The sequence below is a fragment of the Exiguobacterium aurantiacum genome (assembly GCF_001766415.1).
In the GTDB taxonomy this organism is placed as follows: domain Bacteria; phylum Bacillota; class Bacilli; order Exiguobacteriales; family Exiguobacteriaceae; genus Exiguobacterium; species Exiguobacterium aurantiacum_A.
Window position 1 is genome coordinate 36222 of the sequence record NZ_MKXO01000004.1, and the last position, 23506, is coordinate 59727.

General features: G+C 54.6%; 26 protein-coding genes. 19 read left to right on the forward strand and 7 right to left on the reverse strand.

Annotation, left to right across the window (positions count from 1 at the left end):
• Positions 1 to 93 precede the first annotated feature (93 nt).
• From BJU60_RS09285 to BJU60_RS09295, 3 genes are all read left to right on the forward strand, one after another.
• Positions 94 to 522 carry a CBS domain-containing protein gene (locus tag BJU60_RS09285; RefSeq protein ID WP_016510664.1) on the forward strand — a complete coding sequence of 143 codons (429 nt, stop codon included), beginning with the start codon at positions 94 to 96 and terminating at the stop codon, positions 520 to 522.
• 99 nt (positions 523 to 621) lie between these two features.
• Positions 622 to 1125, forward strand: a complete 504-nt coding sequence (locus BJU60_RS09290; RefSeq protein ID WP_070328616.1) for a cupin domain-containing protein — start codon at positions 622 to 624, stop codon at positions 1123 to 1125.
• The gene (locus tag BJU60_RS09295) at positions 1122 to 2012 is read left to right on the forward strand and encodes an aldo/keto reductase (protein WP_070328617.1); all 891 of its coding nucleotides are present in this window, start codon (positions 1122 to 1124) and stop codon (positions 2010 to 2012) included. The genes BJU60_RS09290 and BJU60_RS09295 overlap by 4 nt, the downstream gene beginning before the upstream one ends.
• 47 nt (positions 2013 to 2059) lie before the next feature.
• Here BJU60_RS09295 and BJU60_RS09300 read toward each other — a convergent pair whose 3' ends face one another.
• The gene (locus BJU60_RS09300) at positions 2060 to 3754 is read right to left on the reverse strand and encodes a M3 family oligoendopeptidase (protein ID WP_070328618.1); all 1695 of its coding nucleotides are present in this window, start codon (positions 3752 to 3754) and stop codon (positions 2060 to 2062) included.
• Positions 3755 to 3960: 206 nt separating this feature from the next.
• Here BJU60_RS09300 and BJU60_RS09305 point away from each other — a divergent pair, with 206 nt between their 5' ends.
• Entirely contained in the window at positions 3961 to 4461 is a 501-nt protein-coding gene (locus BJU60_RS09305; protein WP_070328619.1) for a PTS sugar transporter subunit IIA, read from the forward strand.
• Between the two features lie 89 nt (positions 4462 to 4550).
• Complete coding sequence (locus BJU60_RS09310) at positions 4551 to 5150, forward strand: helix-turn-helix domain-containing protein (RefSeq protein ID WP_016509316.1); 600 nt, start codon at positions 4551 to 4553, stop codon at positions 5148 to 5150.
• A gap of 43 nt (positions 5151 to 5193) precedes the next feature.
• Here the strand turns inward: BJU60_RS09310 and BJU60_RS09315 are convergent, their stop codons facing one another.
• The 3 genes from BJU60_RS09315 to BJU60_RS09325 all read right to left on the reverse strand — a co-directional run bounded on the left by BJU60_RS09315 (position 5194) and on the right by BJU60_RS09325 (position 7756).
• Positions 5194 to 5619, reverse strand: coding sequence for a hypothetical protein (locus BJU60_RS09315; protein WP_070328620.1), 426 nt, complete (start codon positions 5617 to 5619; stop codon positions 5194 to 5196).
• Positions 5620 to 5682: 63 nt separating this feature from the next.
• Positions 5683 to 6876 (reverse strand): ABC transporter permease, encoded by a 1194-nt coding sequence (locus BJU60_RS09320; protein ID WP_070328621.1) that lies wholly within the window; start codon positions 6874 to 6876, stop codon positions 5683 to 5685.
• Complete coding sequence (locus BJU60_RS09325; protein ID WP_070328622.1) at positions 6866 to 7756, reverse strand: ABC transporter ATP-binding protein; 891 nt, start codon at positions 7754 to 7756, stop codon at positions 6866 to 6868. The genes BJU60_RS09320 and BJU60_RS09325 overlap by 11 nt, the downstream gene beginning before the upstream one ends.
• 119 nt (positions 7757 to 7875) lie before the next feature.
• Between BJU60_RS09325 and BJU60_RS09330 the strand changes: the two genes are divergently transcribed.
• Positions 7876 to 8820, forward strand: coding sequence for a VOC family protein (locus tag BJU60_RS09330; protein ID WP_070328623.1), 945 nt, complete (start codon positions 7876 to 7878; stop codon positions 8818 to 8820).
• Positions 8817 to 9416: an alpha/beta hydrolase gene (locus BJU60_RS09335; RefSeq protein ID WP_070328624.1), complete on the forward strand. Its 600-nt coding sequence runs from the start codon at positions 8817 to 8819 to the stop codon at positions 9414 to 9416. The genes BJU60_RS09330 and BJU60_RS09335 overlap by 4 nt, the downstream gene beginning before the upstream one ends.
• A gap of 5 nt (positions 9417 to 9421) precedes the next feature.
• Here the strand turns inward: BJU60_RS09335 and BJU60_RS09340 are convergent, their stop codons facing one another.
• The gene (locus BJU60_RS09340; protein WP_070328625.1) at positions 9422 to 9910 is read right to left on the reverse strand and encodes a hypothetical protein; all 489 of its coding nucleotides are present in this window, start codon (positions 9908 to 9910) and stop codon (positions 9422 to 9424) included.
• Between the two features lie 250 nt (positions 9911 to 10160).
• Here BJU60_RS09340 and BJU60_RS09345 point away from each other — a divergent pair, with 250 nt between their 5' ends.
• The 6 genes from BJU60_RS09345 (at position 10161) to BJU60_RS09370 (ending at position 14548) form a co-directional block, all read left to right on the forward strand.
• Positions 10161 to 10346: a hypothetical protein gene (locus BJU60_RS09345; RefSeq protein WP_070328626.1), complete on the forward strand. Its 186-nt coding sequence runs from the start codon at positions 10161 to 10163 to the stop codon at positions 10344 to 10346.
• Between the two features lie 74 nt (positions 10347 to 10420).
• Entirely contained in the window at positions 10421 to 11476 is a 1056-nt protein-coding gene (locus tag BJU60_RS09350; RefSeq protein WP_070328627.1) for an acyltransferase family protein, read from the forward strand.
• 90 nt (positions 11477 to 11566) lie between these two features.
• Entirely contained in the window at positions 11567 to 11884 is a 318-nt protein-coding gene (locus tag BJU60_RS09355; protein ID WP_233589584.1) for an Asp23/Gls24 family envelope stress response protein, read from the forward strand.
• 202 nt (positions 11885 to 12086) lie between these two features.
• Positions 12087 to 12752, forward strand: a complete 666-nt coding sequence (pgmB, locus tag BJU60_RS09360; RefSeq protein ID WP_016509311.1) for a beta-phosphoglucomutase — start codon at positions 12087 to 12089, stop codon at positions 12750 to 12752.
• A gap of 217 nt (positions 12753 to 12969) precedes the next feature.
• Positions 12970 to 13383, forward strand: a complete 414-nt coding sequence (locus BJU60_RS09365) for a Rok-like winged helix domain-containing protein (protein WP_016509287.1) — start codon at positions 12970 to 12972, stop codon at positions 13381 to 13383.
• 112 nt (positions 13384 to 13495) lie between these two features.
• Positions 13496 to 14548, forward strand: a complete 1053-nt coding sequence (locus BJU60_RS09370; RefSeq protein ID WP_070328629.1) for a glycosyltransferase family 4 protein — start codon at positions 13496 to 13498, stop codon at positions 14546 to 14548.
• A 57-nt stretch (positions 14549 to 14605) separates the two neighbouring features.
• Here BJU60_RS09370 and BJU60_RS09375 read toward each other — a convergent pair whose 3' ends face one another.
• Together BJU60_RS09375 and BJU60_RS09380 are read right to left on the reverse strand one after the other, a co-directional pair.
• Positions 14606 to 15607 (reverse strand): LCP family protein, encoded by a 1002-nt coding sequence (locus tag BJU60_RS09375; protein WP_070328630.1) that lies wholly within the window; start codon positions 15605 to 15607, stop codon positions 14606 to 14608.
• A gap of 41 nt (positions 15608 to 15648) precedes the next feature.
• The gene (locus tag BJU60_RS09380; RefSeq protein WP_070328631.1) at positions 15649 to 16290 is read right to left on the reverse strand and encodes a YigZ family protein; all 642 of its coding nucleotides are present in this window, start codon (positions 16288 to 16290) and stop codon (positions 15649 to 15651) included.
• Between the two features lie 174 nt (positions 16291 to 16464).
• Here BJU60_RS09380 and BJU60_RS09385 point away from each other — a divergent pair, with 174 nt between their 5' ends.
• From BJU60_RS09385 to treC, 6 genes are all read left to right on the forward strand, one after another.
• Positions 16465 to 17589 carry a sensor histidine kinase gene (locus BJU60_RS09385; RefSeq protein ID WP_174545515.1) on the forward strand — a complete coding sequence of 375 codons (1125 nt, stop codon included), beginning with the start codon at positions 16465 to 16467 and terminating at the stop codon, positions 17587 to 17589.
• 22 nt (positions 17590 to 17611) lie between these two features.
• Positions 17612 to 18307 (forward strand): response regulator transcription factor, encoded by a 696-nt coding sequence (locus BJU60_RS09390; protein ID WP_131438756.1) that lies wholly within the window; start codon positions 17612 to 17614, stop codon positions 18305 to 18307.
• Positions 18308 to 18402: 95 nt separating this feature from the next.
• The gene (locus BJU60_RS09395) at positions 18403 to 19251 is read left to right on the forward strand and encodes a DegV family protein (protein ID WP_070328633.1); all 849 of its coding nucleotides are present in this window, start codon (positions 18403 to 18405) and stop codon (positions 19249 to 19251) included.
• Between the two features lie 15 nt (positions 19252 to 19266).
• Complete coding sequence (treR, locus tag BJU60_RS09400) at positions 19267 to 20010, forward strand: trehalose operon repressor (protein WP_070328634.1); 744 nt, start codon at positions 19267 to 19269, stop codon at positions 20008 to 20010.
• A gap of 204 nt (positions 20011 to 20214) precedes the next feature.
• Positions 20215 to 21663, forward strand: a complete 1449-nt coding sequence (treP, locus tag BJU60_RS09405; protein ID WP_070328635.1) for a PTS system trehalose-specific EIIBC component — start codon at positions 20215 to 20217, stop codon at positions 21661 to 21663.
• 84 nt (positions 21664 to 21747) lie between these two features.
• Positions 21748 to 23379: an alpha,alpha-phosphotrehalase gene (gene treC / locus BJU60_RS09410; RefSeq protein ID WP_070328636.1), complete on the forward strand. Its 1632-nt coding sequence runs from the start codon at positions 21748 to 21750 to the stop codon at positions 23377 to 23379.
• Positions 23380 to 23506 lie beyond the last annotated feature (127 nt).

Consider the following 23506-nt stretch of genomic DNA (forward strand, 5'->3'; position numbering starts at 1 on the left):
AAACAATTGTGGGGTGCGGTCAATTATTGCGGTCAACCCTACGATTCATGGTACAATAGCGTGGTGGATTAACAGATTGAGGAGAGATTATATATGAACATCGCTTTCTTTTTATATCCGAAAGAAGACGTCAAATATTTAGACCCGGAGTCGACGGTGCGGCAAGCGCTCGAGAAGATGAAGCATCATCGCTTCACCTCGGTGCCGCTCGTATCCGAGAACGGCTTTTACGCCGGAACGATGACGGAAGGAGACTTACTGTGGGCACTCGCTGAACAACTTCGCGGGGAAGAAGATTACGAGAAAGTGCTCCGGACTCGCCTGAAAGACATCAAACAACGCATACGCTATAAACCGGTATCGATCACGGCGCAAATCGAGGAGCTCGTCGATGCGATCACCGATCAAAACTTCGTGCCGGTCGTCGATGACGGCAAGTATTTCATCGGCATCATCCGACGCCGTGACATTATCGAGTACTACTCGACGAAGTTGAAACAGCTCGAGAGCGAAGTACGCTAACTCAGTGGCTCGGCCCTTATTAAAGGGTCGGGTCATTTTTTTGTGTCGATTATATCCTCTATAAGTCGGGTACAGTGTCAGAGACAAGGAGGCGATCACATGGACATGTCCACATATCGGTTTAAAGATGACGGCTCGATCCCGAACAACCCGTATTTCCCGGTGCTGTTATACCGACGCGTGTTCGACGAGGCGGACGGCATCCAGGCGACGTTCGAGCATAACGGTTGGGGCAACAGTTGGGTGAACGGTGTGTTCGACTATCACCACTATCACAGCAACACGCACGAGGTGCTCGGGGTGAGGTCAGGCCGTGCGACCGTTCAACTCGGCGGCGCGACCGGCGATCTCGTCTCGTTGAATGCGGGTGACGTGTTGATCCTGCCGGCAGGGACGGGACACCGCCGACTCGAGGCGAGCGATGACTTCGAAATCGTTGGGGCGTATCCGGAAGGACGCGACTATGACACGTTGACGGGTAAGCCGGAAGAACGCCCGGACAACGTCCATCGAATCGAACGCGTCGACAAACCGGCGACCGATCCCGTCTTCGGGACGACAGGGCCGTTGCACGATCAATGGATCAAGGAGGAAACAACATGAATCGAATTCCACACACACTGATTTTGGCGGCACTGAAACAACACGTGGTCAAACTGCCGGACGGGCGCGAGATGCGTGCCCTCGGTCAAGGCACGTGGCGCATGGGCGATGACGCATCGAAACATGACGCGGAGATCGAGGCGTTACAGACAGGTCTCGACTGCGGATTACACGTCATCGACACGGCCGAGATGTACGGGGAAGGCAAGTCGGAGACACTCGTCGGGGAAGCGATCCAAGACCGTCGCGAGGACGTCTTCCTCGTCTCGAAAGTGTATCCACATAACGCCGGGGGCGACAAGCTCGTGCAGGCGTGCGACGCGACGCTCGAACGGCTCGGCACCGACTATCTCGACCTCTACTTGTTGCATTGGCGCGGCAACATCCCGCTCAAGGAGACGGTCGACGGGCTCGAACAGCTGAAAGCAGACGGGAAGATCCGGGCGTGGGGCGTCTCAAACTTTGACGTCGACGACATGAAAGAACTGCTCGCCTTGCCGAACGGGAAGCATTGCGCGGTCAACCAAGTGCTGTATCATCTCGGCAGCCGCGGCATCGAGCACGACTTGTTGCCGTTCCTAGAAGAGCAGGGCATCCCGATGATGGCCTATTCGCCGCTCGCCGAAGGCAGCGACGTGAAAGAGAAAATCTTTAACGATGAGACGGTGAAACAAATCGCCGAGGCGTATCATGCGTCGGTGGCCCAAATCCTGCTCGCGTGGACTGTCCGGAGCGGCAACGTCATCGCCATCCCGAAAGCAGGTCAGAAAGCGCACGTCGAAGAGAACGGGGCGGCGCTGCTCCTCAATCTGACTGAAGAAGATTTCAAAGCGCTCGACGAGGCGTTCCCGCCGCCGAGCGGGAAAGAACCGTTAGATGTGATTTGAGGACAAAAAGGGTGAGCCCACAGCGTGGGCTCACCTTTCGTATGTCTTTAGTTCGCTAACGGGTGCTTCAATAGATAGTCTTCAATCTGTCCGAGCGTGTCTTTTAACACGCCGTCTTCGAACGGTGACTTGAGTCCGGCCAGTTCGACGAGCTCGAGGAACGAGCGGCTGCCGCCGGCCTGACAGAGCGTGAGGTAATCGCTCCACGCCGACTCACGGTCCTCATGCATGCGCACCCAGAACTGGAAGGCACAAACTTGGGCGAGCGTGTAGTCGATATAGTAGAACGGGCTTTGGAAGATGTGGCCTTGTTGGTGCCACCATGCGCCCGACTCGAGGTAGTCGTTCGTCTCGTAGTCGCGGTGCGGCAAGTACACCTTCTCAAGGTCACGCCACGCCTGACGACGTTCTTCTGCCGTCATGTCGGGCTTCCGGTAGACGATGTGCTGGAACTCGTCGACGAGGACGCCGTACGGGAGGAACGTGACGCTTCCGGCCAAGTGGTTGAACTTGTACTTGTCGACCTGGTCGCCGAAGAACAGCTCCATCCACGGCCAGCAGAAGAACTCCATCGACATCGAGTGGATCTCACACGCCTCGTACGTCGGGAACGCGTATTCCGGCGTCGTCAAATGACGGCTCTCATATACTTGGAAGGCGTGACCGACCTCGTGCGTGAGCACGTCGATGTCGCCGGCCGTACCGTTGAAGTTCGAGAAGATGAACGGGAGACCTTCAGACGGTAAGTACGTGCAGTAACCGCCGCCGGCTTTGCCGGGCTTCGCCGTAAGATCGAGGGCGCCGCGCTCTTGCATGTACTGGAAGAACTCGTCCGTCTCGCCCGAGAGCTCACGGTACATCTTGTTGCCGCCCTCGATGATGAACGACTCGTCGCCTTGCGGTGTCGCGTTGCCGTCCGGGAAGACGAACGATTCGTCATAGTAGCGGAGCGTATCGACAGCGATGCGTTTCGCCTGCTTGTCTTTTAACGTCGTCGCGAGCGGGACGATGACGTCGCGCACTTGTTTACGGAAGTTGTCGACCATCGACTCATCATAGCCGACGCGTTGCATCCGGGCGTAGCCGAGTTCGACGAACGACGGGAAGTCGAGCGCGTGCGCGATCTCGGTCCGGACGCGGACGAGTTCGCCATAGATGCGGTCGAGCTCGTCACCGTTGTCGGCGAGGTATGTATAACGCGCCTCGGACGCCGCTTTTCGTACCGACCGGTCGGGTGACTGTAAGTATGGGCCGAACTGTGACAAGTTGAGCGTCTTGCCATCGAACTCGATCTGTGCGGCCGACATCACTTTTTGATAGCTCGTCGCGAGTCGGTTCTCTTCTTGCAGTTTCGGGATGAGCGATTCGTCGAACGTTTTGAGTGCCCGTTCCGCGAGTTCGAACAATTGGCTGCCCCATTCCGCTTCGAGCTGGCTGCGGAGGTCGTGCTCCGTCAAGACGCGATAGTACGCCTGGACTTCTTTCTCGTAGACCGGCAACGCGTCGTCAAAGAACGTCTGCTCGGCTTCGTAGAACGCATCGCGCGTATCGATCGAGTGGCGGATCGCGACGAGCTGACTTTGCGTCTCGAACGCGTTCCGTTCCTGGTTGATTTGGCGAATCAATTCGTTCGCCTCTTCGAGCGTGCTCGCTTGCTGCAATTCGACTGAATAGTCCGACAATCGGCTGTTTAAAGCGTCCACGTCGGGCCGTTCGTATGACAATTTTGTGAAAGTCGTCATTGTAAGCGCCTCCATCATGTGAAATTTTTATAAAGTGTAAAAAGGGCTTGCAAAAGCGATTGCACACTCGTATTCTTACGATGTGTAAACGAATTCGCACTACCTTAATACAACTATACCGTGAATAGGGTAGGGATTGAAGTAATAGCTTTTCGGGTATAAAAGCTAAGACTTTGATTAACAGAACATGTTGGAGGGATTAAGCTATGGGATTCTTTAAAAAACTTTTTGGTGGTAAAGACGAGCAACTGAACGCGGTGTCACCACTTACAGGGAAAGTCATCGATATTACGAACGTGCCTGACCAAGTGTTCTCACAAAAAATGATGGGTGATGGCATCGCCATCGAACCGACAGACGGAAAAGTCGTGTCACCGGTCAACGGGACAATCGCGACGGTCTTCCCGACGAAACACGCGATCGGCATCAACGCGGACAACGGTGCGGAGTACTTGATCCACATCGGTTTGGACACGGTCAACCTTAAAGGTGAAGGCTTCGAGACGCACGTCACGGAAGGCCAAGCCGTCAAAGCGGGCGACCCGCTCGTCACGTTCGACCTTGACTTCATCAAAGCGAACGCACCGTCGACGATCACACCGATCATCATCACGAACCATGACAGCTTCGCTGTGAACAAACTTGTTGCTGAAGGCGACAACGTCACAGCCGGTTCATCTGAAGTCGTCGAGTTGACGAAAAAATAATTAATTCGACCACTTGCTCGGAAGCATGCGCTTCCGAGTATTTTTTTGTGGATTCGGGAACTATAATGGAAAAGAGGGGGTAGAATTCAATGGATGGTAAAAATGCACCGTACCGGGGTTATGGGGACCGGATCCGAATCTTGCGTGAGCGGACGGGTATCTCGATCGAGGCACTCGCCGAACAGATCGGTGTCGCTCCGTACTTTATTCGCCGGACCGAGCTCAGTGAAGTGTACCCGACGATGCCTTACATAGAGGCGCTCGCCGAGGCGCTGAAGATTGACGCGAACTACTTGGCACGGCACATTTGGACAGGGGAATCCTTGAAGGTGCTCATGAAAGGCAAAGCCCCTGAACTCGAACAGATGAAGCTCGCCTATGAAGAAGCGATGCACGGGAAGTCGACGGAAGACATGCAGCATCAGCTCGAGACGCGCATGCGCATCTTCGACTTGATGCACGAAGAGGAACTGCGCCGCATCTTTGAAGAGGACGAGGAACCGACGTCGCACCACGCGTTAGAAGCGTTGGTCGATGCCGTGCTCGACCTCGGACGGACGCATGAGGCGACACATCGCATCGTCCCGTTCGCCCGCTACGTCGATCAGCTCGTCCCAGAACAGTTCGTCGATAACTCGTTCCAATATACGGAGTTTGGCATCGTCGATAAGTCGTATAAGTTACAGTGAACACAAAAAAGCAGCCGTTCTGAGCAGAACGGCTGCTTTTGATTTAACGCATTGGTCTTGCTTCATAACGCACTTTCGGTTTCGTCCCGGCAAGCAGGAAGCCGAGCACGATGTTGAGAATCGTGAGCACCCAGCCGATGTAACCGAACGTATAGGCGAGGCTCGCGAGCATCGTCTGCCAGTCGAGTAAGGATGCGGCATCACCACGAACGGTGAAGCGGATGATCGTGAATCCGACGAGTGTCGTCAGTGTGATCAAAATCCCGATCCACGCGCCGCCGAACCTTGACGTCTCAGAACGTCGACTGACCGGATACCAAAACGCGAGCGTTCCGAGGAACGTGCTGCCCGCGTATGCGAGCAAGATTTGCCACAACGCGTCGGCCTCTAAGAAGACGGTATAACAGATGAACGTCGTGAGCGTCGTCATGAATGTAAAGATCAAGGCTGCGAGTAATCGTGATCGCATAGTTCGTTTCCTCCTCATTTTGCACATTCTTTAGAGTATACGAAAACGAAAATGCTGTAAACGTTATTGACGATTTTGTAATATTTGACGCCATTGTTTAATCGCGTTGTTCCCGTAGAACAGGACGCCGCCGCGATAGAACTTCGAACCGATCCAGAGAATGACACCGATCGAGCCGAGCATGATGCCGATCGACAAGGCGACTTCCCAGACTGGTACGTCGACGAGCATGACGCGGAGGAACATGAGCATCGGCGTGAAGAACGGAACGAACGACAAAATCGTGACGATCTGCGCTTCCGGATTGTTCAACCCGAACATCGCGGCGAGGAAACCGGCGACGAGGAGCATGATGACCGGCATCGTCATCTGCTGCGACTCTTCGACACGGCTGACGAGCGAGCCGAGGACGGCGAACATGGCCGCATAGAGCAGATAGCCGAGCGTGAAGAACGTCAATAAGTAGATGACGGCCCGGGCGTTGCCGGCGTTGTCGATGACCGATTGGGCCATCTCATTGCTGCGGGCGCTGAAGTAACCGAACCCGAGGAAGATGCCGATCTGTAACAGGGCGAGCGTACCGATCGCCGAGATCTTGGCGAGCATGTGCGTCACCGGATGCGTCGTTGAGATGATCAGTTCCATGACGCGCGACGACTTCTCGGTCGTCACTTCGGTCGAGATCATCGAACCGTACGTGATGATTGAGACGTAAAGCAGCATGAGCATGATATAGACGAACGCGAATGATGAGAACAGCTCTTCTGAATTCTCACCGCCACGGCCGAGGTAAGACTCCTCGATCGGGACCGGCTCGTTCAAAGCGGCGAGGACGGTCGGGTCGATGTTCGACGTCTCGATCAGCTCGGCGTTGCGGACTTCGCGTAGCGCCGTCTGCAGGAGTGTCGTGAAATCGGGCTCCGGACGGTCGGACAAGACGCGGGCCGAAGCGCCGTCGATGAAGGCGACGATCTCGTAATCCCCATTTTCGAGTCCCGCGCGCGCCTCGGTCTCGGTGATGTCGGCCGATTCGACCCCTTCGTAACCGAGCGACTGCATGATTTCAGTCAGTTCGGCGTTTTGCGTGACGAGGAGCGCCTGGCCTTGATCGGTGTCCTCGAAGTTCGCGAGCAGGCGGTCGATGTTTGTGAAGCCGAGGATGAACACGATCGTCAAGATCGTCGAGATGAGGAACGCCTTCGACCGCAGTTTCGAGCGTAGCGTGAACGCGTACAATGGTTTGAAGTTATGAAACATGGCTGCCTACCTCCTTGATGAAAATGTCGTTGAGCGAGACGGGTTGGCGCATGAACGTCTTGACGGAAGCACCTGCTTGCACGAGGGCGCCGAGCACCGCGTCGCTGCCTTCGAACGAGTCGAGCCGGATGAGGTGACCGTCGCGATGAGGTTCGACCGCTTTGACGATCGGGAGTGCCGTGAGGACATCGACGCGATCGGTCTCGATGAAGAGCACCGGCTCGGCGTAACGCGACTTGATCGTCGGGACGTCGCCGCTGACGACGGCGCGGCCACCTTTCAAGATGCCGATATGTTGGCACAGCTCTTCGACGTGCTCCATCCGGTGACTCGAGAAGACGATCGTCGTCCCTTCGTCGCGCAGGGCGAGCACTTCACGCTTCAAAATCTCGACGTTGACAGGATCGAGACCGCTGAACGGCTCATCCAAAATGAGCAGTTCCGGGTTGTGGAGCAGCGCCGCAATCAACTGAATCTTTTGCTGATTTCCTTTTGACAGCTGTTCAACACGCATCGTTTCGTACTGCGGGATCTCGAGCCGTTCGAGCCACGACTTGACGGCACGTTTCGCCTCAGCCGACTTCATTCCTTTCAGGCTGGCGAGAAAGACGAGCTGGTCGCGGACGGGCGACTTCGGATACAGGCCGCGCTCTTCCGGCAAATAGCCGACGATGCGGTGGTCGACGTTGCGTCCGTCCCAGAGAATCGTGCCGTCAGTCGGCTTTAAAATGTCTAAGATCATCCGGAACGTCGTCGTCTTGCCGGCACCGTTCGCCCCGAGTAGGCCGTACATCTCGCCACTGGGGACGTGAAAGCTCAAGTCGTCGACGGCCGTGAACTCCCCGAACTGCTTCGAGACACGGTCAATTTGTAAAGTCATATGTAAGTCCTCCTTATTAGGTGTCTACTCTTAGCGTACGGCATTGTGAGCAAAAAGTTTCACTTTTCATCAGAAATGATTTATCTTGAAATCAAGATAATGAAAAAGGGGGACACGTCATGACGACGCACTCAGCAGGTATCCATCACATCTCGGCGATGGTGAAAGACCCGCAACGCACATTAGATTTTTACGGCAACGTCCTCGGTATCCGCTTCATCAAGCAGACGGTCAACTTCGACGACCCGGGCACGTACCATTTATACTTTGGCGATGAAACCGGGACGCCGGGGACGGTCATCACGTTCTTCCCGATCCCGGGTATCGGGAAAGGCAGCGTCGGCAGCGGGCAGGTCGGTGTCACCGCGTATCTCGTACCAGTTGGCAGTCTCTTGTTTTGGGAAGCGCGTCTCCGCGAACACGGTGTCGCGACGGTCGCGACCGAACGGTTCGGCGAGCCGTCGTTGTTGTTCGAAGACCCGGACGGACTCGTCGTCGAGCTCGTCGCGCGGGCGAGCGCGAAACAGACGGACTGGCTCGTTCCAGGTATCACGAAACAAGAAGCGATCACCGGGTTCGCCGGGGCGACGCTTTTGTCGAAAGACCCGGAGGCGACGGTGCGGCTATTGACCGAACTGTTTGGCTTCACGAAGACGGGGGAAGACTCGGAATGGGTCCGACTTGAGGGCGAGGCCGATTACGGCAACGTCATCGACGTCAAAAAGGCCGTCCTCCCGAACGGCGTGCCCGGTGCGGGGACGGTCCACCATATCGCCTGGCGTATCGCGGACGGTGACGAGTATACGACGTGGCAAGACGCAATCTTTGACCGCGGCCTCCGTCCGACCGAGGTGAGAGAGCGGCACTACTTCCGCTCGGTCTACTTCCATGACGAAGGACGCATCTTGCACGAGCTCGCGACCGACGCACCCGGGTTCCTCGTTGATGAAACGATCGACGAACTCGGTAGCGCGCTGAAGCTGCCGGACTGGCTCGAAGTCGACCGCGACAAGATCACACGAACGCTACCAACCATCACAATCCCGAGAGGAGACAGAATATGATTCATCAATTCATTAAAGGCACGACCGAGACGACGCTCGTCTTGTTGCACGGTACAGGCGGGACGGAGCAGGACTTGATCCCGCTCGCCCGTGAACTCTCAACTGAAGTGAACATTCTCACGCTCCGGGGCGACGTCCTCGAGAACGGCATGTCCCGTTTCTTCCGCCGTCATGCGGAAGGCGTGTTAGACCTTGAAGATTTGAAGAAACAGACGGAGCGCTTCCTCACGTTTCTTGACGAGGCGGCAGCTAAATACGGTGTTGCCCGCGACAAGATGATCCCGCTCGGCTACTCGAACGGTGCCAACTTGATCGGATCGGCCTTATACCGGGACAACGCGTTCAAGGCGTCGCTCTTGTTCCATCCGATGGTACCGGACCGCTCGCTCACGCTCCCTGACTTGACGGGTGCGACCGTGTTCATCTCGGCCGGTGAGCGTGACCCGATTTGTCCGAAACAAGAAACAGAAGAGCTGACGTCGACGCTACGGGAAGCCGGAGCGGACGTCGAGCTCTTCTATCACGGAGGCGGGCACGAGCTGCGAATGGAGGAAGTCGAAGCAGCTCGAGCATGGGTTGTGCCGTTAATCGATTGAAACGGTCAGGCCATTTTCTTCGGTTTGGACGATCTCGAGTAGACGACGAGGACGCCACGATCTATCAAATAGGCAGCGAACATGCGTTTCGCTTCTTCAGCACGAACGGTTCGGTCGATTTGGATGTACAGTCGGCCGAGCTTTTTTTGTGAGGTGCGGGTCAACAACCAGATCGAGTCGAGCGTGTATTGCCAGCTCCGGAGTGTGTCCGCCCCGACATACATGTACCGGTTCGACGTGCGCTCGAGCAGGTAGTTGAGCCACCAGACGTCACGGGCGAGCTTCATGACGACACCGGCCACGAACGAGATGCCAATCAGGAACAAGACTGAAGCGACCGGATGTAAGGCGTTGAACCGTTCACGGAGCGGTTCGAAAGCGATGATGAATAAACCGATCGTAAACGCGCCGATACTCCACCAAAATCCAAAGTTAGAGAACGAACGTTTCGGGTCATGGACCACGTGATGACGGTTACGGATGACAGAAGCCATTCTCCACACCTCCTTTATTAGAATATTCTGATTATTTAGTAAAACCACTATACTATACTCTACCCACTCTCGTCCATTTGAATACGCGCAAAACCTGCTCGCGCATGAAGATTTGTTAACGATTCGGCTTGCAAGCGGCAGATACAGGGAATGATGACAATGACGTCATCATTTTTTTGTTGAATCGTAATTTCATCGCTCGTAAAAATCGGCTATGATGGGAAAGGAAAAAAATGAAGCGGGTGGTCAGATGAAGAAGTTAAAAGTCGGTGAACTGCGTGCTGAGTTGAAGCGCTTCACTCAAGAAGAGTTGATTGAGCTCGTCGTCGGCTTGTATAAACAGCACAACGATGTGAAGACGACGTTGAACCGATACTTCAACGAAGGGTTCGAACAAGAAGAGGTCCATCGACTCGTTGGTGCCATGGACGGCTGAAATCCGGGTTGTCGCTCAGAAGCGATACGCCAACAACAAAGAGGAAAAGCAACAGGAGAACTAGAGGGGACGCTATGCGAAATCATTGGTACGACAATATTAAAGGCGTGCTCGTCTTGCTCGTCGTCTTCGGTCACTTGCTGACCGATGTGCGCGGTGCCTACGACGACTTACTGCCGAAGTGGGTTTATTTGTTCTTATATACGTTTCATATGCCGTTATTCATTATGCTGAGCGGTTACTTCTTTCGGGAGAACCGTTATTTGCGTGTCATCCAGCTGTTCGTCGTCTACGTGATCTGGCAAGTCATTCTCGGCTCGTGGTTCGCCTTCACGGAAGGGGTCCCGCTCTTGTCGCTCGAGAACCCGGGACTGAACGTGCTCAAGCCGTACTGGGCGCTCTGGTATTTGATGGCCATCGTCATCTGGTACGTCATCACGCCGTACGTGACCCAGTTGAAAGGGTATGTGCTCTATGCGCTGTTGTTCGCCCTGTTGTTCGGCTTCCAAGAAGAATCGACCGGATTCTTCGCGCTCCGGAAAGTCATCATGTTCTATCCGTTCTTCTTGATCGGCAACTGGATGAGTGAGCGCAACACGATGAACTTCTTCGAGTTGCCGAAGCGGGCCGAGCAACGGAACCGTTACCGGGTCGGTGGGGCGGTCGTCTTCATCGCACTTACGCTCGGACTGCTCGCCTCGATGAGCTTCCAAAAAGAAGGCACGTTCTATCACGTCGGCAACTTGTTCAAATTCCGGTTCGCCTACGAGACGGCGGTGCCGGAGGCGATTTGGAGCGGTCCGTTCGCTTTCTTGATCGTCTATACGGTGTCGACGCTCATGGCCGTCAGCTTCGCGCTCATCGTGCCGGGGCGTGAGTTGCCCGTGTTCACGCGGGCAGGGAAGTATAGTCTATACGTCTACTTGGTCCATGTGTTTTTAATCGTCGCCTGGAAGGCGTTCGTGCCGGTCGGATTCATGCCGACGTCATGGCAACAGTTGCTCGTCTTGTTCGGTGTCGCCTGCCTCATCGTCCTGCTCATCATCAGCCCGCCGGCCGTCCGGATGTTGAGGCCGCTCGTCGAGATCGATGTCCGCCGCGCGCAGGACGTGAAAGACCCAAAATCGTAAACCCTTTTCTAAACGGCGGTTTTCCGCTACACTTTAGATGGAAACCGAAACTAGAGCTAAGGAAGTGACAGCATGCCATATGAAAATGGAATGAACAGTACAGAAGGAGACGTCAACGTCTCACGCCACGTCGTCGAGATGATCGCCGCGGTCGTCGTCAAAGAAACGAAACACGTGTCGTTCACACAAGAAGACACGAAACTCTCAGAACGTGCGCTCATGAAGCACGTCAAAGTCGATGAGTCGTCGGAAGGCGTCATCATCAACTTGTCGCTCTACATCGCTTACGGTCAATCGATCGTCAAGACGGTGACGGGCGTCCAAGAGCGGATCACGCAAGACATGGACACGATGCTCGCAATGACACCGCTAGCGGTGAACGTGAAAGTCGTCGGCATTCAATTGTAAAATGGTAGGAGGAGCGAAGCGCTCTTCCTATTTTTTAATTTTTCTGCGAAAGCGGTTGCATAGATGAGGCGTTATCCGATATAATAGAAATCGAACAAGTGCAACCGTTTGCATCATTGACCAATCGTGCAACGGGTACTTGTCAAGTTCCCTAAATGTAGTCTGAGGACACAAACATTTGAAGGAAAGGCGGAAAGCATGTATGTCGACGATTGAAGCAGTCATTTTTGATTTGGACGGTGTCATCACTGATACCGCGGAGTACCATTACCTCGCTTGGAAACAACTCGGAGAAGAGCTCGACATTCCATTTGACCGCGAGTTCAATGAGACGCTCAAAGGGGTGAGCCGGACTGACTCGCTCGAACGCATCCTTGCGCTCGGCGGAAGACAGGACGATTTCACACCGGATGAAAAGGCGGAACTCGCCCAGAAGAAGAACGAGCACTACGTTGAACTCATTCAGCACATCTCTTCGGCCGATTTGCTTCCTGGCATCGTTTCATTTCTCGATGAAATTAAAGAGGCCGGTCTCAAAATCGGAATGGCATCTGCTTCAAAGAACGCATTCGCGGTCGTTGACGCACTTGGTGTCCGCCATTACTTCGATCACATTGTCGATGCAGCAACTGTCGCCGACTCAAAACCACATCCCGAAGTGTTTTTGAAGGCTGCCTCTGCCCTTGGCGTGAAACCCGAACATGCCATCGGCGTTGAAGACGCAGCCGCAGGCGTGACTGCAATCAAAGCGGCAAACATGTTTGCTGTCGCCGTCGGGGAAGAGTCGATGCTTGGTCATGCAGACCTCATCGTCGCTTCGACCGATGAACTCTCGCTCCGACGCATCCTCGAACGCGTCGGCGCGTAACAGACTACGTTCATCTTCCGTGAGATGACGACTGCCCCGAACAGTCGTCATCTTTTTTTTGGTTCAAAAGTCCTAAAAAGTCCAAAACGCCCAAAAACAGATGACAAACACATTACACCTCCGTTACACTTTTAGAAGATAACAAGTAATAATTAGAAAATCTTGATTTAAAATAGGTAATCGAGAAGTTCAATTGGATGTAGAAGGGGAATTGTGTATGGAATCTACGAACATCAACGAACATATCTATCGCGAACTGATGGAGATCGAGGAGTCGTATCGTCAATTACAGCGCCGGGCCGAATACTTAATTTCTGAACTGAGCCGGGACAAACGGGAAGAAGAGCTGTCGACAGATCCATCAAAGCGGCTGCGTCCGCGTCGCGTCAATCAACGTTATCCGCTCGAGGTTTACGTCCATCAGGTCACAGACCTTTTGAAAGAACGGCAGACGATGAGTGTGCGTGACATCCAGATGGAGCTCGAGCTTCGCTACCGTCACCATATTAGCAACATCTACCAATTAATGGTCAAGATCGAATCGGTCAACCCGGAAATCAAGAAAGTCGGGCGCGGTCTATATACATATGCATCAGCTGAAGAAGTCACGACTGAACCAGCACACGCTTGACCGACGAGAACGTTCGTCGGTTTTTTGCTGTAACATTTCTGATACGATTTTGGTGACGGGAAATATGCTATAATTCGCCAGAGTCTATTTTTTTGAGAGAGGAACGTTGGCCATGTTATGGATTGCCATGTTGGTCAGTTTTGTGATGGCCATCTTGATCACGCCGCTCGTTCGCCGGTTCGCTTTTCTGATCGGAGCGGTCGATCACCCGAACGCCCGAAAAGTACATTTACGGACGATGCCGCGAATCGGCGGCCTCGCCATCTTCATCGCCTTCCTGATCGGCTACGCCTTGTTGTTGCCGACGAGTCGTTATAACGAGGCCATCTTGATCGGAGCGGTCATCATCATCTTGACCGGCCTGATCGACGACCGGTTCCAGTTGAACGCCCGCATCAAGTTGATGGGGCAGATGATCGCGACGGTCGTCGTCTTGAACGCCGGGATGCGGATCGAACTCATCAACTTGCCGTTCGACCAACAGCTCTATCTCGGCGCTTGGAGCATCCCGGTGACGGTGCTTTGGCTGATCGGGATCACGAACGCGATCAACTTGATCGACGGCCTCGACGGTCTCGCCGCCGGGGTCTCGAGCATCGCGCTCGGGACGATCGCGCTCCTAGCCATCATTCAAGGGAACGTCTATTTGACGATGATGGCGCTCTTGCTGCTCGCGAGCACGCTCGGGTTCCTCGTCCACAACTTCTACCCGGCGAAGATATTCATGGGGGACACGGGTGCGCTCTTCCTCGGCTACATGCTCGCCGTGTTCTCGCTGATCGGCTTCAAGAACGTGACACTGTTCTCGCTCGTCGTGCCGGTCCTCTTGCTCGGACTGCCGATCTCGGATACGATCTTCGCGATCGTCCGCCGGCTCGTCCAAGGGCGCCCGCCGATGTCGCCTGACAAGTCACACATGCACCACCAGTTGATCGATATGGGGTTCACGACGCGCCAAGCGGTGCTTCTCATGTACGGGATGACGTTCTTCTTCGGGATCGCCTCGATTCTGTTCGCGAAGACGACGATGGTCGGTGCCGTCATCACGTTCGTCATCGTCTTGATCGTCATCGAACTGATCGTCGAGTCGACGGAGTTGATCCACCCGAACTACAAACCGATCATCCAGACGTCACGCCGCCTGCTCGGCCGGGCGAAGACGTGACTTGGATATACACATAGAAACGACCAAGGACGCCATGTCCTTGGTCGTTTTTTTAGGTCAGTACGTCGTCGTCTCGCTAAAACCGTCGCCTGGGTCAGGTTCACTGTCTTCGGCAGTGACCGGAAGACCGAGCTCTGTTTTCAACAGTGCCCGCTTATCGTTCAAATCCGCCTGGTCCAACTCATAATAGTAGACGCCGCCGATCGTCAAGTCGCCGCCCTCTAGCGTCTCTTGGTTGAACGAGCGGAGCGATTTCGTATACGGCTGGAGCTGGGACGCCTCGGAGAGCGACATGTTCGTTCGGATATTATTGCCGACCGCAGTCATGATCCGGTTGAGCTTCGTGAACGAATTGATCGTCGTCGCCTCGTTGATGATGGCCTCGAGCACTTGTTGTTGGCGCTTGGCCCGGCCGATGTCGCCTTCAGGGTCGTCTTTCCGCATGCGGGCATAGGCGAGTGCTTCCTTGCCGTCTAGCATCTGGACGCCCGGTTCGAGCTCGACGTTGCCGGTGGCCCGTCCTGAGATCGGGATCAACACGTCGACTTCGACGCCGCCGACCGCGTCGACGAGGTCTTCGATGCCGTCAAAGTTGATCGTCGCGTAGTAATCGATCGGGATGTCAAACAGCGTCTCGACCGTGGCGATCGTCGTGTCGATGCCGCCGTACGCATACGCATGGTTGATCTTGTCCTTGAACTCGCCGTCCTCCGTGACGATATCGACGTACGCGTCGCGGGGGATACTGACGAGCGTCACTTGGCGAGATTCCTTGTTGAACGTCGCCACCATCAGTGAGTCGGTCCGTCCCTCTTCGAGCGAGGCACCGCCATCGACGCCGGCGAGCAGGACGGAGAAGTGATTTTTCGTCAAATCGATCGTGTCGTCGCGACGTTCCGATTTGTCGCCACGCGTCAGTTCGCTGTTCGTGGTCTCTGCCGTCTCGTTCGCCTTGAAAACGAAGTAGCCGAAGGCCGAACCGCCGATCAGCAGGACGAGGCCAAGCACGAGCAGACCGATTTTCCACACGGAGCGTTTCTTGCGGGAGTCTTGTTCCATGTCGTCTCCTCATTTCAGTCATTTCTTTTAGTATACGGGACCTAGCGCACAAAATCACGTTCGATGATACGGACGTCCTGGGTCTCGAGTCCGCCTTGACCGTTCGTCAAATCGACGAGCCAGGCGAGCGCTTCCTCGGTCGCTTCGACCGGTACCGAGATGTGGAACGTGACGGTATCGGCATAGACAATCTCGTCAAGCAAATAAGCGGACTGGCGGAGCTCGTTCTCGACTTTCCCGATCCATCCGTAGTCGACCGTGAGCGTGAGACGTTGCATCGGCAACCGTTCGACGATCCCGACCGCATCGAGCCCTTCGCTCACCGTCCCGCCGTAGGCGCGGATGAGTCCGCCGCCGCCGAGCTTGATGCCGCCGAAGTAGCGGGTGACGACGACGACCGTGTCTTTCAAATTGCGTTTACGGAGCACTTCGAGCATCGGCAGGCCGGCCGTCCCGCTCGGCTCGCCGTCATCGTTCGCTTTTTGGAATTCGTTTCGGGCTCCGATGATGTAGGCTGAACAATTATGATTGGCGCTCCAATGCGCTTTTTTGATCGTTTGGATGAACGTCTGGGCTTCCGCTTCGGTCGCGACGCGTTTAAAGTGAGCGATAAATTTTGATTTTTGTATGACGACCTCGTATTCTCCGTCTTGTTTTATAGTATAATTTTGTTCAGTAGACATTTCTGAAAATTCTCCTTTCTATTTTCATGTATTTTTTTTGAAATCGAGTAGGCGTCTGTAGATTAAGTGGCGAATTGTGAAGATAGCCTCTGATTTTTACTGGAAACGAACGCTTATGCAGTCGATAATAGAAACAAATGAGGACTTACTACCGAACTATTAGGGGATGGCATCGTGAATCATATTACCGATCGTACAGCATTAGAGCATATCATAACAAATATGATTGATACGGTGACGGAGAGTAAAGAGGAGATCGTCCGTATAACTGAAAATTCAGCTAATGAGTATTCGTCGATCCAAACGGAGCTAAAAGAGTTGACGCAAAAGATCGAGTTTCACATTAAAGAGTCCGAGCGCCTCGATCTATTAGTGAAAGCGGCGAAGAATAAACTCGTTCAAGTGAGTAAGAAGTTCCATATACATAGTGAGCAAGAGATCCGCGAGGCGTATGAACTCGCCAACCAGATGCAGCTCGAGCGGTTCCTCATCCAAAAAGAGGAGATGGTGAGCCAACAGCGCCGAAACGACCTCGAGCGGCGGTTGCTCGTCCTTCAGGATACGATGGAGCGGGCGGACCGGTTAGTCAGCCGCGTCTCGGTCGTCCTCAACTTTTTACGCGACGACCTGCAGCAAGAGTATTCGGACATGATGAAGAAGCAAGAGATGGCAATCAGCGTCTTCGAGGCGGCTGAGCGTGAGCGGCGCCACCTGGCCCGGGAAATGCATGACGGCCCCGCGCAATCCCTTGCCCATATTTTGATTCGGGCCGACTTGATCGAGAAGACGTTCGACCGAAGAGGCAAGGACGAGGCGTTCGCCGAACTGCACGAGCTGAAACGGCTGATTCGCGGGGCGCTCGTCGACGTGCGACGCTTGATTTACGACCTGCGGCCGATGTCGCTTGACGACCTTGGCTTCTTGCCGACGCTCGAGCGTTATTTACATCAGACGGAAGAGTACACGGCGATCAAGACGCGGCTCAACTATCGCGGCAACCGGACACGTCTCTCGGAAAAACTCGAGATCAACGTCTTCCGGCTCGTCCAAGAGGCGGTCCAAAATGCGATCAAGCATTCGAAGACGACGGAAATCATCGTCAACGTCGAGCAAGCGCTAGACGTGATTCACATTCACGTGCGCGATCACGGGGTCGGCTTCGTGCCGAGTATGATCGGGCAAGAGTCGTTCGGCATCGTTGGGATGCGCGAACGGATCGAGCTTGTGAACGGCAGTATCAATATCGATTCGGAAATCGGCAAGGGGACGGTCGTCCGCATGTCGATCCCGATTTTGTAATACAGATAAAGGGGAGTGTACGATGGAAATGACAAATACAATCCGCATCGCAATCGTCGATGACCATGAGCTGTTTCGAGAGGGCTTGAAGCGGATCTTTGATTTAGAAGACGAGTTCACCGTCATCGCTGAAGGACGGACGGGTGCTGATGCGATTCGCATCGCCAAAGAGGAGAAACCGGAAATCATGATCCTCGACATCAACATGCCCGACTTGAACGGGATCGAGGCGACGAAACAGTTGACCGCGGCATCGTCGGACACGCGCGTCCTCATCCTGTCGATCCATGATGACGAATCTTACATAACACATGCGCTTGAAGCGGGAGCATCAGGTTTCTTGTTGAAAGAAGTAGCTTCAAGCGAACTCATCTCGGCCGTTCGTTCGGTCGCGAAAGACGGGGCGTACTTGCATCCGAAAGTGACGACGAACGTGTTGAAGGATTACCGGCGCCTGCTCCAGTTCAAAGGAGAACAAGCCGAACGGAACGTCGTGAACCGGACGGACGATCCCGTCTATCGGTTGCTGTCGCGCCGTGAGGTCGAAGTGCTTCACTTGCTCGCCGATGGCCGCTCGAACCGCGATATTAGCGACATGCTGTTCATCAGTGAGAAGACGGTCAAGAACCACGTCTCGTCGGTCCTGCGCAAAATGGAAGTAAACGACCGGACGCAAGCCGTCGTCGATGCGATCCGCCGCGGGTGGGTTGAGATTTGACCTAGACCGATGCAATACATCGCTTTTGTGCTACAATATGGAATGGAATCTTAATTCAATTGGAAAAACGAAACGATGTAAAGTGAGGATATAGTATGGGAAACATAGCGATTTTGACCGACAGTACCGCCTATTTGCCGGCCGAATTTTGTGAGCGACACGACGTCCACGTCGCACCGCTAAGCGTGATTTTTGGCAGAGAATCGTTCCGTGAGGCCGTCGATATCACGACGGAGGCGTTCTATGAACGGATCGAGGCGGGGAATTTGCCGACGACATCGCAACCGATCATCGGAGAGACGGTCGAGCTGATCGACAGCCTTCCGGCTGAAGTGACCGACGTCATCGCCATCACGCTCTCGAGCGGGATCAGCGGGACGTATCAATCGATGATCGCCTTGAACAACATGGTCGATGTCAACGTGCACGCGTTCGACTCTGAAATCTCGTGCATGCCTCAGGCGTTTCTCGTCGAAGAGGCTGTCCATATGCGTGACAATGGTGCCTCGGCCGAGGAGATCATGCAGCATCTCGTGAAGACGCGTGAACGGATCCGCGCCTATTTCGTCGTCGATGACCTCGACCACCTCCAACGGGGCGGACGGCTCAGCGCGGCGCAAGCGCTCGTCGGCTCGTTCCTGCAGATCAAGCCGGTCCTTCATTTTCAGGATAGACAGATCGTCCCGTTCGAGAAGATCCGGACGTACAAGAAGGCGGTCCGTCGCATCGAAGAGATGATGGACCAATCGATCGTCGGTGACGGCGCGGGATATTGCATCGGCATTATCCACGCCAACTGCCCGGAACGTCAGGCCGAAGAGATCGCCTCGATGAAACAGAAGTTTCCGCAAGCGCAAGTCACGGGCGGTCATTTTGGACCGGTCATCGGGACACACCTTGGACCTGGCGCGATCGGCATCACGTGGTATCACCGCGAACGATAAACAGAAGACGGCCGCATGGTCGTCTTTTTCGATGAAGAAAGGAGTGGGCTTGTGGCCAAGTATCGTCAAATCTATGAACGGCTCGCCGAGCGGATGAAAACGGGTGAGTACGAGGCAGAGTCGAAACTGCCGTCAGAGACAGAACTCATGCATGAATACGAGGCGAGCCGGGGCACGGTCCGGAAAGCGCTCGACTTGCTCCAAGAGCACGGCTACGTCCGCAAACATCACGGCAAAGGCGTGTTCGTGCTTCGCCGCGACCAGATCGAGTTCCAGTTCAACGGCATCGTCAGCTTCTCGGAAATATACGCCAGTATGCTCGGCCGTTCGATCGAGACGAGCGTCGCCTCGTTCGAGGAGATCGAGGCACCGAGTTGGCTCGCCGAACGGATGGGTCTTGAGCCCGCCACGCTCGTCTACCGGATCGAACGGGTCCGCAACTTCGACGGGGAGAACGTCATTTTAGACGTGAACTATTTCGTCAAAGACCTCGTCCCCGGTCTGACGAAACAGATTGCCGAGCACTCGATCTATCAATACATCGAGCGCGAGCTCGGGCAACAGATCAGCTACGCGAAGCGGAAAATCGCGGCCGAGGACGTGACCGAGCTTGACCGGTCACGGCTAGATCTTCACGATTACGAATATGTCATCGTCATCACGAACGACACGTTTTTGTATGAGGGAAGACAGTTCGAATATACCGAGTCCCGTCACCGGCTCGACAAGTTTCAGTTCAGCGATGTGGCGCGTCGATAAGGCTTCTTCTTTAAGAAGGGGTCTTTTTTGTCGTTTTGAATCGGGAGGAGAGGGAACAAAATTAGTGAACGCTTGTCACACATTCGTCACGATAAACTTATATAGATAAGTTGTTGACAGAACTCATCTATATAAGTTAAACTTTGTTTGTAATCATATGTAACCGTTCTCAAAAAACGCTTTCACACAAAGGAGGCCTATCTTATGAAGGCAGATTATCGTCAAATCGCCGCGGATATCCTAGAAGCCATCGGGGGCAAGGATAACGTCGATAAAGCGGCGCACTGTGTCACGCGACTCCGTCTCTCACTGAAAGACCAGTCGCTCGTCAATGAGGCAAAAGTAAAAGAAGCCGATCTCGTCAAAGGGGCGTTCGAGAACTCGGGCGTGTACCAAGTCGTCATCGGTGCCGGGGACGTCGAGCGCGTCTACGCCGAGTTCATCAAACTCGCCGGGCTCGAGGCGGCAACGGTCGCTGAAGTCAAATCGTCAGGCGGCAAGAAGATGAACCCGCTCCAAAAACTCGTCAAAGTGTTCTCGGACGTGTTCATGCCAATCATCCCGGCCATCATCGTCGCCGGTCTCTTGATGGGGATCAACAACTTGCTCGCGTCGGAAGGACTGTTCGTCGACGGCGCGACGCTCATCGAGGCGTATCCGAACTTGCAAGGCTTATGGGACCTCATCAACATGATGGCGAACACGGCGTTCGTCTTCCTGCCAGCCCTCGTCGGTTGGTCGGCAACGAAGCGTTTTGGCGGCAGCGAAGTGCTCGGTATCGTCATGGGTCTACTGCTCGTCCACCCGGACTTGTTGAACGCATGGGGTTACGGGCAAGCGGCGCTTGAAGGCGATATCCCGACGTTCGACATCCTCGGGCTGTTCGAAATCGAGAAAGTCGGCTATCAAGGTCAAATCTTGCCGATTTTGGCCGCGGCCTTCATTTTGAGCCATATTGAAATATTCTTGAAAAAACATGTTCCGAACGCGATTCAGCTACTCGTCGTGCCGATCACGACAATCGTCGTCACAGGTTTCCTCGCCCTTGCGATCGTCGGACCGGTCACACGTGGAATCGGTAACGTCATCGCGACGAGCCTCGTCAACGTGTTCGAAGCGGTACCGGTCGTCGGTGCGCTCTTGTTCGGTTTGTTCTATGCACCGCTTGTCGTCACGGGGATGCACCACTTGTTCATCGCGATCGACTTGCAACTCATCGCGGAGACGGGCGGCACGTTCATCTGGCCGATGCTCGCTCTGTCGAACATCGCCCAAGGTTCGGCGGCGTTCGCTATGTTCTTCGTCTACAAGCATAACGCCAAACAAAAGAGTATGGCGTCGACGTCAGCGATCTCGGCTTACTTCGGGATCACCGAGCCGGCCATGTTCGGGGTAAACTTGCCGAACAAGTTCCCGTTCTACTCGGCGATGATCGGGTCGGCGATCGCAGCTGTCTTCATCACGCTGAACGACGTCCAGGCCATCGGCATCGGCGTCGGGGGACTCCCTGGCTTCCTGTCGATCTTCACAGATAAAATCTTGCTCTTCATGGTCGGGATGGTCATTGCGATCGTCGTCCCGTTCGTGCTCACATTCGCCTTGTCAAAACGCTACATGAAAAAAGGCGAGCTGAAAGTAGACAAAGTCGCATAATACGGGGATTCATCAAGGGGAGGGACGGAGGTTCTTCCCCTTTTCCTATCAAAATGAAAACTCTTACAAAAGGAGCTGTCGTTCATGACACAAACAAACTGGCGCAAATCAGTCGTCTATCAAATCTATCCAAAAAGCTTTTACAGCCCGGAAGGCAACGCTACCGGCTCGATTAAAGGAGTGACGTCGAAACTCGATTATCTGGCCGATCTCGGCATCGAATATATTTGGATGACACCGGTGTACAAGTCGCCGCAAAACGATAACGGGTACGACGTGAGCGACTATTACGCGATCGATCCTTCGTACGGGACGATGGAAGACCTTGACGAGCTCGTCCGCGAGGCCGAGGCGCGCGGGATCGGACTGATGATGGACATCGTCGTCAACCACTCGTCGACCGAGCATGAGTGGTTCCAAAAATCGCGCGCCGGTGACGAACGGTACCGGGACTATTACATTTGGCGCGACGAACCGACGAACTGGGAGTCGAAGTTCGGGGGCAACGCCTGGAAGTATGACGACAAGAGCGGCCAGTACTTCCTCCACTTGTTCGACGAGACGCAGGCCGACCTCAACTGGGAGAACGAACAGATGCGCGAGGACGTCTACGAGATGATGCGGTTCTGGCGCGAGAAAGGCATCAAAGGGTTCCGCCTCGACGTCATCAACTTGATCTCGAAGCAACAGGACTTCCCGGAGGACGAGTCGGACGGCCGCAAGTTTTATACGGACGGACCGCGCATCCATGAGTTCTTGAAAGAGATGAACCGCGAAGTGTTCGAGGGGCATGACGTCATCACGGTCGGCGAAATGTCGTCGACGACGCTCGACCATTGCGTCCGCTACTCGAGCCCGGACGAGCGTGAGCTCAGCATGACGTTCAGTTTCCACCACTTGAAAGTCGATTACCCGAACGGCGAGAAGTTCGTCGCCGCACCGTTCGATTTCGTGCAGCTGAAAGACATCATGTCGACGTGGCAGGAAGGGATGCACGGCAAGGGCTGGAACGCCATCTTCTGGTGCAACCACGACCAGCCGCGCGTCGTCAGCCGCTTCGGCAACGATACCGACCACCGCGTCGAGAGCGCCAAGATGCTCGCGACCGTGCTCCACGGCCTACAAGGGACACCGTACATCTATCAAGGCGAAGAGATTGGCATGACGAACCCAGGGTTTGACTCGCTCGACGAGTACCGCGACATCGAGACGCTCAACATCTACAAGCTGAAGCGCGACGAGGGCGTGTCGCACGAGGACATGATGGCCGCCATCAAACAGAAGTCACGCGACAACTCACGGACACCGATGCAGTGGGACGCGACGCCGCACGCCGGCTTCACGAGCGGGACGCCATGGATCAACGTGGCGCCGAACTATACGGAGGTCAACGTCGAGACGGCGCTCGATGACCCGGATTCGGTGTTCTACCACTACAAGAACTTGATCTCGCTCCGCAAAGAGCTCGACGTGTTGACGGACGGGGACTATACGCTGTTGACGAAACAGGACCTAGACGTCTGGGCGTACACGCGGAAGACGGACGAAGAAGAAGTACTCGTCGTCGCCAACTTCTATGGGCCGGAGACAACGTATGAGATTCCTGAATCGTTCACATGTGCCAATGTCGTTAGCCATAACTACGACGTGCCACAACTTGATGGGACGACGCTGTCGCTTCGGGCGTACGAGGCAATCATGTTCTACAAGAAGTGAATAAAAGGGGTGATTGGTCCGACTTGAATTGGGCCGGTCGCCTTTTTTCATTAGTAAGTGGAGCGGGGGATGAGCACGACTCGATTGATTATAAACTCTAAACGAATAGTAGCTCTAGGCGATTATT

What these genes read in the sequence shown, in the direction of transcription:
- BJU60_RS09300 (WP_070328618.1), bottom strand. Translation starts at nt 3,754, where the DNA reads ATGACGACTTTCACAAAATTGTCATACGAACGGCCCGACGTGGACGCT.
- BJU60_RS09310 (WP_016509316.1), top strand. Translation starts at nt 4,551, where the DNA reads ATGGATGGTAAAAATGCACCGTACCGGGGTTATGGGGACCGGATCCGA.
- BJU60_RS09285 (WP_016510664.1), top strand. Translation starts at nt 94, where the DNA reads ATGAACATCGCTTTCTTTTTATATCCGAAAGAAGACGTCAAATATTTA.
- BJU60_RS09305 (WP_070328619.1), top strand. Translation starts at nt 3,961, where the DNA reads ATGGGATTCTTTAAAAAACTTTTTGGTGGTAAAGACGAGCAACTGAAC.
- BJU60_RS09325 (WP_070328622.1), bottom strand. Translation starts at nt 7,756, where the DNA reads ATGACTTTACAAATTGACCGTGTCTCGAAGCAGTTCGGGGAGTTCACG.
- BJU60_RS09340 (WP_070328625.1), bottom strand. Translation starts at nt 9,910, where the DNA reads ATGGCTTCTGTCATCCGTAACCGTCATCACGTGGTCCATGACCCGAAA.
- BJU60_RS09380 (WP_070328631.1), bottom strand. Translation starts at nt 16,290, where the DNA reads ATGTCTACTGAACAAAATTATACTATAAAACAAGACGGAGAATACGAG.
- BJU60_RS09295 (WP_070328617.1), top strand. Translation starts at nt 1,122, where the DNA reads ATGAATCGAATTCCACACACACTGATTTTGGCGGCACTGAAACAACAC.
- treR (WP_070328634.1), top strand. Translation starts at nt 19,267, where the DNA reads ATGGTCGTCTTTTTCGATGAAGAAAGGAGTGGGCTTGTGGCCAAGTAT.
- BJU60_RS09395 (WP_070328633.1), top strand. Translation starts at nt 18,403, where the DNA reads ATGGGAAACATAGCGATTTTGACCGACAGTACCGCCTATTTGCCGGCC.
- BJU60_RS09335 (WP_070328624.1), top strand. Translation starts at nt 8,817, where the DNA reads ATGATTCATCAATTCATTAAAGGCACGACCGAGACGACGCTCGTCTTG.
- BJU60_RS09320 (WP_070328621.1), bottom strand. Translation starts at nt 6,876, where the DNA reads ATGTTTCATAACTTCAAACCATTGTACGCGTTCACGCTACGCTCGAAA.
- BJU60_RS09330 (WP_070328623.1), top strand. Translation starts at nt 7,876, where the DNA reads ATGACGACGCACTCAGCAGGTATCCATCACATCTCGGCGATGGTGAAA.
- BJU60_RS09345 (WP_070328626.1), top strand. Translation starts at nt 10,161, where the DNA reads ATGAAGAAGTTAAAAGTCGGTGAACTGCGTGCTGAGTTGAAGCGCTTC.
- BJU60_RS09355 (WP_233589584.1), top strand. Translation starts at nt 11,567, where the DNA reads ATGAACAGTACAGAAGGAGACGTCAACGTCTCACGCCACGTCGTCGAG.
- BJU60_RS09370 (WP_070328629.1), top strand. Translation starts at nt 13,496, where the DNA reads ATGTTATGGATTGCCATGTTGGTCAGTTTTGTGATGGCCATCTTGATC.
- BJU60_RS09365 (WP_016509287.1), top strand. Translation starts at nt 12,970, where the DNA reads ATGGAATCTACGAACATCAACGAACATATCTATCGCGAACTGATGGAG.
- BJU60_RS09350 (WP_070328627.1), top strand. Translation starts at nt 10,421, where the DNA reads ATGCGAAATCATTGGTACGACAATATTAAAGGCGTGCTCGTCTTGCTC.
- BJU60_RS09375 (WP_070328630.1), bottom strand. Translation starts at nt 15,607, where the DNA reads ATGGAACAAGACTCCCGCAAGAAACGCTCCGTGTGGAAAATCGGTCTG.
- treP (WP_070328635.1), top strand. Translation starts at nt 20,215, where the DNA reads ATGAAGGCAGATTATCGTCAAATCGCCGCGGATATCCTAGAAGCCATC.
- treC (WP_070328636.1), top strand. Translation starts at nt 21,748, where the DNA reads ATGACACAAACAAACTGGCGCAAATCAGTCGTCTATCAAATCTATCCA.
- BJU60_RS09315 (WP_070328620.1), bottom strand. Translation starts at nt 5,619, where the DNA reads ATGCGATCACGATTACTCGCAGCCTTGATCTTTACATTCATGACGACG.
- pgmB (WP_016509311.1), top strand. Translation starts at nt 12,087, where the DNA reads ATGTCGACGATTGAAGCAGTCATTTTTGATTTGGACGGTGTCATCACT.
- BJU60_RS09390 (WP_131438756.1), top strand. Translation starts at nt 17,612, where the DNA reads ATGGAAATGACAAATACAATCCGCATCGCAATCGTCGATGACCATGAG.
- BJU60_RS09290 (WP_070328616.1), top strand. Translation starts at nt 622, where the DNA reads ATGGACATGTCCACATATCGGTTTAAAGATGACGGCTCGATCCCGAAC.